11 protein-coding genes are annotated in these 12,945 nt (G+C 71.7%); 6 read left to right on the forward strand and 5 right to left on the reverse strand.

The window, feature by feature from the left end:
• The 3 genes from AB2L57_RS13540 to AB2L57_RS13550 are packed head-to-tail and all read right to left on the reverse strand — an operon-like array spanning position 1 to position 3,336.
• Positions 1-1,287, reverse strand: coding sequence for an ATP-binding protein (locus tag AB2L57_RS13540; RefSeq protein ID WP_292813433.1), 1,287 nt, complete (start codon positions 1,285-1,287; stop codon positions 1-3).
• Entirely contained in the window at positions 1,277-1,942 is a 666-nt protein-coding gene (locus tag AB2L57_RS13545; RefSeq protein WP_292813431.1) for a response regulator transcription factor, read from the reverse strand. Before AB2L57_RS13545 ends, AB2L57_RS13540 begins: the two co-directional genes overlap by 11 nt.
• A gap of 47 nt (positions 1,943-1,989) precedes the next feature.
• Positions 1,990-3,336: a class I SAM-dependent RNA methyltransferase gene (locus AB2L57_RS13550; protein ID WP_292813428.1), complete on the reverse strand. Its 1,347-nt coding sequence runs from the start codon at positions 3,334-3,336 to the stop codon at positions 1,990-1,992.
• 43 nt (positions 3,337-3,379) lie between these two features.
• Between AB2L57_RS13550 and AB2L57_RS13555 the strand changes: the two genes are divergently transcribed.
• On the forward strand, positions 3,380-4,027 hold the full coding sequence (locus tag AB2L57_RS13555; RefSeq protein WP_292813426.1) for a nucleoside triphosphate pyrophosphatase: 648 nt from the start codon (positions 3,380-3,382) through the stop codon (positions 4,025-4,027).
• A gap of 78 nt (positions 4,028-4,105) precedes the next feature.
• Positions 4,106-5,872 (forward strand): acetyl/propionyl/methylcrotonyl-CoA carboxylase subunit alpha, encoded by a 1,767-nt coding sequence (locus AB2L57_RS13560; protein ID WP_409047339.1) that lies wholly within the window; start codon positions 4,106-4,108, stop codon positions 5,870-5,872.
• A 333-nt stretch (positions 5,873-6,205) separates the two neighbouring features.
• On the opposite strand, the gene AB2L57_RS13565 is transcribed toward AB2L57_RS13560, so the two are convergent.
• Positions 6,206-7,654, reverse strand: a complete 1,449-nt coding sequence (locus AB2L57_RS13565; protein ID WP_292811456.1) for an NAD(P)H-quinone dehydrogenase — start codon at positions 7,652-7,654, stop codon at positions 6,206-6,208.
• Between the two features lie 82 nt (positions 7,655-7,736).
• On the opposite strand from AB2L57_RS13565, the gene AB2L57_RS13570 reads away from it, so the two are divergent.
• The 4 genes from AB2L57_RS13570 to AB2L57_RS13585 all read left to right on the forward strand — a co-directional run bounded on the left by AB2L57_RS13570 (position 7,737) and on the right by AB2L57_RS13585 (position 12,422).
• Positions 7,737-8,570 (forward strand): purine-nucleoside phosphorylase, encoded by an 834-nt coding sequence (locus AB2L57_RS13570; protein ID WP_292811454.1) that lies wholly within the window; start codon positions 7,737-7,739, stop codon positions 8,568-8,570.
• 5 nt (positions 8,571-8,575) lie between these two features.
• A complete protein-coding gene (locus tag AB2L57_RS13575; RefSeq protein ID WP_292811462.1) occupies positions 8,576-10,273 on the forward strand; it encodes a phospho-sugar mutase in 1,698 nt (565 codons plus the stop codon).
• Positions 10,274-10,739: 466 nt separating this feature from the next.
• On the forward strand, positions 10,740-11,687 hold the full coding sequence (locus AB2L57_RS13580; RefSeq protein ID WP_409047340.1) for a type IV toxin-antitoxin system AbiEi family antitoxin domain-containing protein: 948 nt from the start codon (positions 10,740-10,742) through the stop codon (positions 11,685-11,687).
• 144 nt (positions 11,688-11,831) lie between these two features.
• On the forward strand, positions 11,832-12,422 hold the full coding sequence (locus tag AB2L57_RS13585) for a GNAT family N-acetyltransferase (protein WP_292811450.1): 591 nt from the start codon (positions 11,832-11,834) through the stop codon (positions 12,420-12,422).
• Positions 12,423-12,654: 232 nt separating this feature from the next.
• Here the strand turns inward: AB2L57_RS13585 and AB2L57_RS13590 are convergent, their stop codons facing one another.
• Positions 12,655-12,912, reverse strand: coding sequence for an HPr family phosphocarrier protein (locus tag AB2L57_RS13590; protein ID WP_409047341.1), 258 nt, complete (start codon positions 12,910-12,912; stop codon positions 12,655-12,657).
• Positions 12,913-12,945: the final 33 nt, after the last annotated feature.

Below are 12,945 nucleotides of genomic sequence, written 5' to 3' on the forward strand. Positions count from 1 at the left end.
TCAGGCCTCCTCCCACCGCAGGGTGACGGTCGTGCCGCGCGGGCCCGAGTCGATCGTCGCCGTGCCGTCGATCGCGGCGATGCGCGCGAGGATCGATGCGCTGATGCCCAGCCGGTCATCGGGAACCGCGTCGATGTCGAAGCCCGGGCCCGCATCACTCACGACGACCACGACCGCGGCCGCCGCGGCAGGCACTCCGTCGGGTCGGCCGACCCGCGCCTGAAGCCCGACGGCGTCGGCGTGCTGGACGGCGTTCGCGGCGGCCTGCGTCGCCGCGCGGATCATCGCCGCCGCCACCGACGCCGGGATGCGATGCGCCTCGGGTCCGTCATCGGCGATTCCCGGGGGTGTCTGCACGTCGACCTCGAGCCGCACACCCAGGTCTGCCATGGCCGCGCGGATTCCGCGCGCGAGGCCCTTCAGCGACATCGGCTTGAGCTCGATGCCGCCCGTGGGCGTGCTCGTGTCGGCGAGCCCCTCGAGCGCCTCGCGCGCCATCGAGACGGCGAGCGAGCGAGCCCGCGGGCTGTCGGCCCGCTCGGCGGCGATCAGGGCGGCGAGCACGCTGTCGTGCATGAGCGCCGAGACGGCCACGCGCTCCTCCTGCGCGGCCTGCGCCTCGGCCGCCTGGGCATAGCCCGAGACGGCGACCTGGCGCTCGCTGTCAACCCCCGACGCCATGCGTCGGAAGATCGTCGCGAGGGTCAGCAGCAACGAGCCCAGGATGAGCGAGTACGGCACCTCGAAGACCATCGACATCCAGAAGGCCGGCTCGAATCCCCCCTGGGCGAGGCGCACGACGCCGTAGAGCAGAGGCGTCCCGATCGTCCAGGCCAACTGCAGCGGCAGCGGAAACGCGATCACCGCCGCCATCGTGGCCACGTTGATGAGGAACCAGGGCCACGGCTCCGGAGTCGCGGTGGGCGTCGAGCCGGCGGTCAGAACCGGCCAGAGCGCCAGCAGGAGGATGAAGACGATCGCGAAGACGCCGGTGGCGACGCGCGCGGTGGTGCGGAAGAAGCACAGCACGCACATCGCCACGAGGGATCCGAAGATGACCACGAGCAGAGGGATCTCCCACTGCTCCTGCACCCCGGCGCTGTTGCTGAGCGCGATCAGGAATGCCTGGATCCCGAGGACGAAACAACCGACGCCCGCCGCGATCGCCGTGATGCGCTCGATGCGTCGGCGGGTGAACGTGCCCTGCGATGCGGCGACGAAGCGCCCCTGCGGGATGTGCCCCCACGCGCGGTCGAGATGGACCGCCGGCTGAGGCTCAGCCGACACCGGGTCCGTCTTCCGACGGCTGGGCGACGATTCCGTCCTCCATGGCGCGGCGCAGCAGGTCGACCTTGGTCGGCGCGGGACGCCCGACCTCGACGTACTTGACCCGCACGCGCGTGATGTTCTCTTTGGCGGTGGAGTAGGCCACGCCCAGCCGGTCGGCGACGACCTTCAGCGGCAGGCCCGCGGCATACAGGCGCAGCACCTCGCGCTCTCGCGCCGACAGCTGGGCGTCGGCGAAGGCCCGGTCACCGTCGACGGCACTGGCCCATTCGACGTTGTCGAGGCTCTCGCCCCGCGAGACCACCCGGATGGCGGCCATGACATCGCCGATGGGGTGGCTCTTGCTGACGACACCGGCGGCGCCCGCGAGCAGCGCCTCGCGCACGGCGGCGGGGCGGTCGGCGACGGAGTGGATGATGACGCTCGATCCGTCACCCACGAGGCGGGTGACGTTGCCGGTCACGGTCGTGCCATCGCCCAGGGTCAGATCGAGCACGACGACGTCCGCCGGGGCGGAGCGGGAGGTGTACCGCCAGTCGAGATACGCGCCGACCGTTGCTCCCGAGAAGACGAGATCGTGACCCTCGGTGCGGCTCGCGGCTTCGAGCCCGAGACGCACCGATTCGTGATCATCGATCAGCGCGACCCTCGTCATGTCACCAGACTAGCGATGAGCACCCTGTTTTCAGGGATTCCGCCCGCCTACGCGGCGCGTTCGAGCACGGCGACGGCCTCGAGATGATGCGAGTTCGGAAACAGGTCGAACGCGCGCAGCCCCGTGAGCGTGTAGCCGGCGGCGGCGAAGAGTCCGACATCCCGGGCCAGTGCCACCGGGTCGCACGCGACGTAGACGATCGAGCGGGGGCGCATCCGCCCGAGCGCGCCGACCACGCCCGCACCGGCACCCGCTCGCGGCGGGTCGAGCACGACGGTGGCGCCCGCCCAGCGCGCGCGCTCGACGGCGGTGGCCTCCGACAGCAGCTGCGCGAGGTAACGGTCCACCCTGGCCGTGACGGCGCGGAATCCCACCCACTCCGCGAGGTTCTCGCCGGCGTGGGCGGTCGCATCGGGCGCGGACTCGACCGACGTGATCCGCGTCGACGGGCCGCCGTACGCCCCGATCACCGCGGCGAAGAGTCCCACGCCGCCGTACAGGTCGAGGTTCGCGGCCGCGGGATCGAACTCCAGGGCCCCGAGGGCGGTCGCGACCGCCTCCGACAGTGTGTCGGCGGCGAGGCGGTGCACCTGCCAGAACCCGCCGGCGTCGACGCGGAACTCGCGGCCCGCGGCGCGCTCGACCAGCACCTCGCGCGCCTGCGTCGGCTCGGCGGGCGCCGCCGGGCGAGCCGGGCGTCGACGCCGATCGCCGCCTCGCCCCCGCGGAGCCGCACCGGATCGCGCTGGCTGCTTGGGGCGCGGGATCACCCGCACGCGCCCGTCGGCCGGCAGCACGAGATCGACGCGCCCGGCCGGCATCCCCGCCAGCGAGAGCGCGGCCTCGGCGAGCACAGGGTGCGCGAGCGGGTGGGAGGCGACGGGCACGACGCGGTGGCTGCGCGCCCCGAAGGGACCGATCGCGCCCGCCTCGTCCACGTGCAGGCTCAGCCGGGTGCGCCAGCCCGTGCCGTCCTCGCTCTCGGCGTCGCCCGCCGGCTCGACGGTCGCCTGAAGGGTCAGACCCGCGAACCGCCGCAGCGCGTCGGAGAGCACCTCCGCCTTCAACGCGCGCTGGCGAGCGAGGGCGATGTGACCGAAGTCCGCGCCACCCGGCCGCTGCTCGGGCGCGAGCGAGATGTCGGCCTCGGGCCAGACATGGGGGCGGCGATCGGGCGATGCGTCCTGAACCTCGAGAGTCTCGGCGCGCCAGAACGACTTCTTCGCTGCGGCGTCTCCGGCGTCCTCGACGCGCACGTGCACCCGCTCACCCGGGATCGCGTCGGGGACGAACACGACACGGCCCTCGTGACGGGCGACGAACACCCCGCCGTGCGCAACGCCGGTGACGTCCAGATCGAGGGTCACCGCGCGGTCTCGGGCCACAGCATCCATTTCTCGAGCATTCCACACGACGCCGATCGCTACCGTAGGGCGTATGCGTCTCTGCCTTGCCTCGACATCGCCCGCGCGACGGATGCTGCTGCGCCAGGCCGGAATCGAGCCCCTCATCATGCCCCCCGAGGTCGATGAGGAGGCCGTGATCGCCGCGGTCGAGAACGCCGAGGGACGGGTGCTGCCGCCGGACGAGCACGTGCTGCTGCTGGCTCGCCGCAAGGCCGCGGATGTCGCCGCCCGACTCACTCTGGAGGATCCGGGCTTCGACGGACTCGTCGTCGGGGGCGACTCGATGTTCGAGCTCGACGGAGCGGTGCTCGGCAAACCGCACACGGCGGAGAAGGCGATCGCGCGCTGGGCTGCGATGCGTGGACGCACGGGTGTGCTGCACTCGGGGCACTCGGTGTTCCGCATCGTGCCGGGTGCCGAGGCGCGCGAGGCGCACGCCGTGGCGGCGGCGAGCGTGACGTTCGCCGACGACATCACCGACGCCGAGGTGCACGCATACGTCGCGACGGGCGAGCCGCTGCACGTGGCCGGCGCCTTCACCGTCGACAGCCTCGGCGGCCCGTTCATCGCGCGGGTCGAGGGCGATCCCTCGACCGTCGTGGGGATGTCGCTGTCGACGACCCGCCGCCTCGTGCGCGAACTCGGCGTGGAGTGGACCTCGCTCTGGGCAACCTTGTAGGCGCTCGCCGACGTTTTTTGCGCGTTCTTGTCGAGAGTCGTCAAATCGAGCCGCGTGCGCGTCGGTAGGCTGGCAACCATGCCCGAAATCGGCAAGGTCCTCATCGCCAACCGCGGCGAGATCGCCGTCCGCATCATCCGTGCCACCCGCGACAGCGGTATCGGCTCGGTCGCCGTCTACGCCGACCAGGACAGAGATGCGCTGCACGCGCGACTCGCCGACGAGGCGTACGCGCTCGATGGGTCGACGAGCGCCGACACCTATCTCTCGATCGAGAAGATCCTCTCGGTGGCACGGCGCTCCGGTGCCGACGCGATCCACCCGGGCTATGGCTTCCTCGCCGAGAACGCCGCGTTCGCGCGCGCGGTGATCGACGCGGGCCTCGTCTGGATCGGCCCTTCGCCCTCGGCGATCGACGCGCTCGGAGACAAGGTCACGGCGCGTCACGTCGCCGAGAAGGTGGGCGCCCCGCTCGCCCCCGGAACGCCGGGCCCCGTGGATTCCGCCGACGAGGTCGTCGCCTTCGCGCGCGAGTTCGGCCTGCCGATCGCGATCAAGGCCGCCTACGGCGGCGGCGGGCGCGGGCTCAAGGTCGCCCGCGAGCTCGACGAGATCCCCGAGATGTTCGAGTCCGCCACGCGCGAGGCCGTCGCCGCGTTCGGCCGCGGCGAGTGCTTCGTGGAGAAATACCTCGACAAGCCCCGCCACGTCGAGACGCAGTGTCTCGCGGATTCCGCGGGCAACGTCGTGGTGGTCTCCACCCGCGACTGCTCCCTCCAGCGCCGGCACCAGAAGCTCGTCGAGGAGGCGCCGGCGCCCTTCCTCACGGAAGAGCAGACACGCGTCCTGTACGACGCGTCGAAGGCGATCCTCCGCGAGGTCGGCTATGTCGGTGCGGGCACATGCGAGTTCCTCATCGGCGCCGACGGCACCATCTCCTTCCTCGAGGTGAACACCCGCCTGCAGGTCGAGCACCCCGTCTCCGAAGAGGTCACGGGCATCGACCTCGTGCGGGAGCAGTTCCGCCTCGCCGCCGGCGGGCTGCTCGAGTACGGCGACCCGGAGGTGACGGGCCACTCGATCGAGTTCCGCATCAACGGCGAAGACCCCGGCCGCGGTTTCCTGCCTCAGCCCGGACCCATCCACGTCTTCAAGACCTTCGGTGGCCCCGGCATCCGTCTCGACTCCGGGGTGACCGCGGGCGACACCGTCGGCGGCGCGTTCGACTCCCTCCTGGCCAAGATCATCGTCACGGGACGCGATCGCGAACAGGCCCTCAGCCGCGCCCGACGCGCGCTCGACGAGTTCGAGGTCGCGGGGCTGCCCACCGTGCTGCCCTTCCACCGCAAGGTCGTGCGCGACCCCGCCTTCACGGCGGAAGACGGTCGGTTCGGCGTGTTCACGCGGTGGATCGAGACCGAATTCGACAACGACATCCCGCCGTGGGACGGAGAGCTCGGCGACCCCGCCCCGGCGCCCGCGCGACACACCGTCGTGGTCGAGGTCGCCGGCAAGCGGCTCGAGGTCAGCCTTCCCGACCGCATCGTCGCACCCGCCGGGGTCGCCGGGCGCCCCGCCGCCGTTCCCCCCTCACGCCGCAACCACTCCACGTCGGTCGTCGCCGGCGCGTCAGGTGACGCCGTCAAGGCCCCCATGCAGGCGACGATCGTCAAGTTCGCCGTCGCCGAGGGTCAGCAGGTCGTCAAGGGCGACCTCGTGGTCGTGCTCGAGGCGATGAAGATGGAGCAGCCGCTCCAGGCGCACAAGGACGGCACGATCGGCGGGATCGACGGCTCCCCCGGCGCGACGGTGTCGGCCGGCCACGCCCTGCTCACGATCTCCTAGCCTGCACGCGCCCAGGCCCAGGCCCAGGCGCACGACCTCGCGGCGGAGTCCCCCCGCGCATGGGCGTGTCCCCATTTCTGTCGCCTGGGCGCAGCCAGGCCGACAGAAATCGGGACATCCACAGGCACCGCAGCGATGCGACGCGACGCGTACAACCCGCGGGTCGCGAGAGGCGTGTCCCCATTTCTGTCGCCTGGGCGCAGCCAGGCCGACAGAAATCGGGACATCCACAGGCACCGCAGCGACGAGCGTTGATCAGGCGTCATGGCCGCGCGCCCGGGCGCAAGCGGGTGCCTCGGGCGGATGCTGTCGTGCAGGTGCAGTCGCGCGACCTCAGTACTGCTCGTGGTCGCGGTCGACGATGTGCATCGCACGCGCCGCGTCGGTGATGCTGCCGGTGAGCGACGGATACACCGTGAACGCGCGGGAGAGCTGGTCGACGCTCAGACGGCGATCCACCGCGACGGCGATCGGGTAGATCAGCTCGGACGCCTTCGGTCCGACGATCACGCCGCCGATCACGGTGCCCGACCCGCGGCGGGCGAGCAGCTTGACGAAGCCGTCCTTGATGCCCATCATCTTCGCGCGGGGGTTCGACGCCAGCGGCAGCTTGTGCACGACTCCCTCGATCCGCCCCTCGATGACGTCCTGCTCCGACCAGCCGACGGTCGCGATCTCGGGCGCCGTGAAGATGTTCGCGGCGATGCGGCGGCGTTCGACGGGGATGACGACGTCCCCCATCGCGTGGAACACGGCGGTACGCCCCTGCATCGAGGCGACCGAAGCGAGCGGGACGAAGGTCGTGCAGTCGCCCGCCGCATAGATGTTGGGCACCGACGTGCGCGCGACGCGGTTGACGCGGATGTGACCGGAGTCGGTCATCTGCACACCCGCCTCCGCGAGGCCGATGCCGGCGGTGTTGGGGACCGAGCCGACCGCCATGAGGCAGTGGCTGCCCTCGATCGTGCGGCCGTCCGCGAGCGAGACCACGACACCGTCGCCGTCCCGGACGACGGACTCGGCCCGCGCCTTGGACAGCAGGGTCATGCCACCGCGCTTGAAGACCTTCTCGAGCACGGCGGCGGCGTCGGCGTCCTCGCCGGGCAGCACCTGATCGCGGGAGGAGACCAGCGTGACCTTGGCCCCGAGGTTCATGTAGGCCGAAGCGAACTCGGCCCCCGTGACACCCGAGCCCACGACGATCAGGTGCTCGGGCAGCGCCGGCATGTCGTAGAGCTGGGTCCAGGTCAGGATGCGCTCGCCGTCGGGCTTGGCGCTGGGCAGCTCGCGCGGCGACGCCCCCACCGTGACGACGAACGTGTCGGCCTCGATCCGGTCGAAGTCCGTGCCGCCCGCGCCAGTGGATACCACGACAGCATCCGTGCCTTCGAGCCGTCCGTGGCCGGAGATGATGCGCACGCCCGCTGCGGCGAGCGAGGCGCGCATGTCTTCGGACTGCTGACGCGCGAGGGCGAGCAGGCGCTTGTTGATCGTCGCCAGGTTGATCGCGACCTCGGGCCGGCTGGGCTTGCCGTCGGACCCGCGCGCGAAGAACTGCACGCCGAGGTCGGTCGCCTCCGAGATCGCCGATGCGGCGTCGGCGGTGGCGATGAGGGTCTTCGACGGCACCACGTCGGTGATGACCGCCGAACCGCCCACGCCCGCCCGCTCGATGAGCGTCACCTCGGCTCCCAGCTGGGCGCCGGCCAGCGCGGCTTCGTATCCGCCGGGCCCCCCGCCGATGATCGCGATCCGTTGTGTGCGCTCGAACTCACCCGGCATGATCCCCATTCTGTCACCCGGACGCGCACACGCGCGGCGCGGCCGTCTGGCCCGCGCGCCCCGCGCTTTCTAAAGTGGGGACATGTCATCGCACACCACACACCCGCTCGACGATCCCGCCACCGACCCCTTCGAGGTCGCGGCGCAGGCAGCGGACGACATCGCGCGCCTCACGGGCGTCGCGCAGCACGACATCGCCCTGACCCTCGGATCGGGCTGGGGCAAGTCCGCCGAGCTGCTCGGCGAGCAGGTCGCGGCCTTTCCCGCCACCGAGGTCACGGGATTCAGCAAGCCCGCCCTCGAAGGCCATGTGGGCACACTTCGCAGTGTGACCACCCCCAAGGGCAAGCACGTGCTGGTGATCGGCGCCCGCACGCACTACTACGAGGGCCACGGGGTGCGGCGGGTGGTGCACAGCGTGCGCACGGCCGCGGCGACGGGTGCGCGCACGATGGTGCTCACCAACGGCGCGGGCGGCATCAAGCCCGCCTGGAAGCCCGGGCAGCCCGTGCTCATCAGCGATCACATCAACCTCACCTCGGCGTCGCCGCTCGAGGGCGCGACGTTCATCGACCTGACCGATCTGTACTCCCTGCGCCTGCGTGACCTCGCGCGCACGATCGATCCCACGCTCGACGAGGGCGTCTACTGCCAGTTCCGCGGGCCGCAGTACGAGACCCCCGCAGAGGTGCGCATGGCCAAGACCATCGGCGGTCACATCGTGGGCATGTCCACCGCCCTCGAGGCGATCGCGGCCCGCCAGGCCGGTATGGAGGTGCTGGGCTTCTCGCTCATCACGAACATGGCCGCCGGCATCCAGACCACGCCCCTCAGTCACCAGGAGGTGATCGAGGCCGGACGCGAGGCCGAGCCGGTCATCTCCTCGCTCCTGGCCCGCGTGATCGGGGCGCTGTGAACGACGTGGATGCCGGGGCCCCGGCATCCCGCGCCTCTTCGGGTGACGTGATCGCACAGGCGCGGGCCTGGCTCGCGCAGGATCCCGACCCGCAGACGCGCGCCGAGCTCGAGGACCTGCTCGCGCGGGCGGAGGGGGACGAGGGGGCGCGCGCGGATCTGGCGGATCGATTCGGCTCGCGCCTCGCGTTCGGCACCGCCGGACTGCGCGGCGAACTCGGAGCCGGTCCCAACCGCATGAACAGGGTGCTCGTCGCGCAGGCGGCCGCGGGTTTTGCGTCCTATCTGCGCGAGCGGGCGGACGAAGGCGTCACACCGAGTGTTGTGATCGGGTACGACGGCCGGCGCAACTCCGACGTCTTCGCGCGGGACTCCGCCGAGGTCTTCGCGGGGGCGGGCCTGCGCGCCATCCTGCTGCCCCGACTGCTGCCGACGCCGGTACTCGCGTTCGCCGTGCGTCACCTCGGCGCCGACGCGGGGGTCATGGTGACCGCCAGCCACAACCCACCGGATGACAACGGGTACAAGGTGTATCTCGGCGGCGCCGACGAGGGCGCCCAAATCGTGTCGCCCGCCGACGCGCAGATCTCGGCGCACATCGTGCGGGTGGCGGCGGAGATTCCGGTGTCGCGGCTGCCGCGGTCGCTCGGCTACGAGAGTGCGCCCGAGTCGGTCGTCGACGCCTACGTCGCGGCGACGGCGGCGGTCTCGCCCGCGCCCGAGACCGCCGCGGGCATGCGCTGGGTGTACACCGCGATGCACGGTGTGGGATGGGACACGCTGGCGCGGATCCTCGCGTCGGCGAGCTATCCGGAGCCCGTTCTCGTCGAGCGGCAGATCGAGCCCGACCCGGCTTTTCCGACCGTGGCGTTCCCTAACCCCGAGGAGCCCGGCGCGATGGACCTCGCCTACGAGGCGGCGCGTGCGGCGGACGCCGAGTTCGTGGTTGCGAACGACCCCGACGCGGACCGGCTCGCTGTCGCCGTGCCCGCGGACGTCGAGGGAGGCTGGCGCGCGCTGTCGGGCAACGAAGTGGGGCTGCTGCTCGGGTGGCGGGCGGCTCGCCTGGCCCGCGAGGCGGGAGCGGTGCCCGGCGCGTCGCTGGCCTGCTCGCTCGTGTCCTCGCCCGGGCTGCGCGCGATCGCCGGGCACTACGGCCTGGACTTTCACGAGACGCTGACCGGGTTCAAGTGGATCTCGCGCGCGCCCGGGCTGATCTACGGGTTCGAGGAGGCCCTCGGGTATCTCGTGAACCCCGGCACCGTGCGCGACAAGGACGGACTCTCGGCGACCGTCGCCCTGCTCGGCCTTGCCGCGGAGGCGCGGGGGCGTGGGTCGTCGCTCGCGGGACTCGTCGACGAGCTGACCGCCCAGTTCGGTCACTTCGCCAGCGGTCAGGTCTCGGTGCGGGTCGAGGACGTGCGCGTCATCGCCGACATCATGGCGAGGCTGCGTCGGCAGCCCCCCGCCGAACTCGCGGGAGTTCACGTCACGCGCATCGACGATCTGCTGCGCGGCGACGGCGACCTGCCGCGCGGCGACGTACTGCGGGTGTGGCTCGACGACGGATCACGCGTGATCGTGCGCCCGAGCGGTACCGAGCCCAAGCTCAAGGTCTACCTCGATGTGCGTGGCGACACAGCCGAGGATGCCCGGTCGCGCATCGCGGCGCTGGACGCCGCGGCGCGCGCCCTCGTCGGCTGACTCGGGGCGCCTTCCGCGTCCCGCCCCGCGTTTGGGGTGTCGGTGCTCTGCGTCGGGGCGGTCGGTGCTCTGCGTTGGGGCGGTCGGTGCCGCGCGTTGGGGCGGTCGGTGCCCCGCGTTTGGGGTGTCGGTGCTCTGCGTCGGGGCGGTCGGTGCTGCGCGTTGGGGCGTCGAAATTACCGTGGGGCGCGCTGCTCCACGCCCCAACGTCGCGCTGACGCCCCAACGCGCGAAGCCGGGCAGCCCCGACCCTCGTTGGGGCGTCGAAATCACCGTGGGGCGCGCTGCTCCACGCCCCAACGTCGCGCTGACGCCCCAACGCGCGAAGCCGGCCCGGGAAGCGGGAGCTGACGGAGCAAGGCCGCAGGCAGGCGCCGCTCCTCCCCAGCTGCAGTGCGCGACGACGAGTCCCCGGATGCTGCACGACGGCGACCGCGCGACGTGCAGCATCCCGCACCCTCGATTCATGACCGATGCCTTCGCCATCCCGCTCGCGACGAATCGAACCCTCGCGAGGGCGGGGCTGACGGATCGGCAGATCAAACGTCACGTCGAGACGGGAACGATCACGCGGGTGCGGCGGGGAATCTATGTCTCGAGCGCCGATGCCGTCGCGCTCACACCCGAGCAGTGGCGCATCCTGCGCGCTCGGGCTTGGCACGCAGCATCGGATGAGCCGCCCGTGTTCTCGCACTCCACGGCCGCGGCCGTGCACGGACTACCCGTGTTCCGATCCCGCGACGAGCGCACGCACGTCATCGCACCGAATCCTCGCGATCATCTGGCAGCCGATATCAGTCGTCATCGAGGCACGACCGATGCGGGGGTGATCGAGGTCCGTGGTCTGCTGATCACCGACCTCGCGCGCACCATGTCGAGCGTCGCACGATTCGACGCGCCGGAGGCGGCGGTCGCCGTCGCCGACGCGGCGCTGCGCTCGGCAAGAAAAGAGGATCAGGCGGCGGTCGACCGGCTGCGCCGCGACGCGCTGGACTGGCTGACGCCGCGCACCCCCGGCGCCGCCCGGGCGACGGAGCTGATCACGTTCGCAGACCCGCGCGCCGACCGACCGGGCGAGAGCATCAGCAGGCTCTACCTGCACCGGCTGGGTTTCGCGGCGCCGCGCCTGCAGGTCGAGGTACCCGGACCGGATGGCACCCGCTACTTCGTCGATTTCGGTCTGGACGACATCCTCGCCTTCGGCGAGTTCGACGGCGAAGCGAAGTACTCCGACCCCCTCTTCCTCGCCGGCCGCACGCCCCAGCAGGCCCTGCTCGATGAGAAGCGCCGCGAGGACTGGATCCGAGGCGCGACCGGCTGGCGGATTCTGCGCTGGGAGATGACTCACCTCGCCTCGGTTCGAACGCTGGCGGCCCGGCTCGCGGCATTCGGCGTGGCGGTGCCGCGACCCTGACGACGCACGGCCCGTTGGAGCCGGTGGGGCGTCGGCGCTGCGTTGGGGCGCGGAACTCCACGCCGCCACGTGATTTCGACGCCCCAACGAGCCGAGGCTGAGGCGCACACCGATCGTCCGCGCAGGCCTCGATACGATCGATGGATGCTGCTCGCCGATCCGCTGCCCCTCGACGGAACGCACGTGCGGCTCGAGCCGCTCGCCGATATCCACACCACCGATCTCCAGGACGCGGCTCGAGAATTCGGCGACGCGCGTCCGTGGTACACGTCGGTTCCCGACTCCGCCGCCGTCGAAGGCGAGATCGCGCGCCGCCAGGGCGAGCATGCCGCGCGGCGCATGAACCCGTGGGCTGTCGTGGCGACAGCATCCGGCCGTGCCGTCGGCATGACGACGTTCTGCAACATCGACGAGCGCAACCGTCGTGTCGAGATCGGCTACACGTGGCTCGCGCCGTCGGTGCAGCGCACGGCGGTGAACACCGAGGCGAAGCTGCTCCTGCTCGGTCATGCTTTCGAGGGCTGCGAGGCGATCGCGGTGGAGTTTCGCACCCACTGGCACAATCGGCAATCGCGCGCAGCGATCGAGCGGCTCGGCGCGAAACAGGATGGGGTCCTGCGCAACCACAGCGTCATGCCCGATGGCACGCTGCGCGACACGGTCGTGTACTCGATCCTGCCGCACGAGTGGCCGGCCGTGCGCGCCGGACTGCGCGCGCGGCTCGCACGGCGCTGAGCGCAGGCGCAACCCGGCCCTTGCGCCACCACGTTGGGGCGTCAGAACCCCCGGGACGCACCTCGACCACCACGTTGGGGCGTCAGAGTCCCCGGGACGCACCTCGACCACCGCGTTGGGGCGTCAGAATCCCCGTGGGGCGCGCTGCGCCACGCCCCAACGTGATTCTGACGCCCCAACGCCGAGATAGAGACCGAGGCCGAGGCAGCAGGCCGCGGCGCGCAGGCCAACGTCAGGCCGGGTCGAGCAGCGCGGTGATGCGGTCGAGCAGCGCATCGGCGCCGGGGCCCTGCACCGCCACGACGACGCTCTCGCCGGGATCGACCCCGAGCGTCATCACGCCCAGGATGCTGGCGGCATCGACCGGTGCGCGCCCGTGCGCGCGCACCTCGACGGAACCCGGGTGCTCGTGGGCCAGACGCACGAGCTCGGCCGCGGGCCGGGCGTGCAGCCCCTCGGGGACGGAGACGGTGATCACCCGTTCGGCCACGTCTGTCCCCCATCGCGTCGCAAGCCATCGCCC

It is taken from the genome of Microbacterium sp. HA-8, assembly GCF_046111165.1.
Taxonomy (GTDB): domain Bacteria; phylum Actinomycetota; class Actinomycetes; order Actinomycetales; family Microbacteriaceae; genus Microbacterium.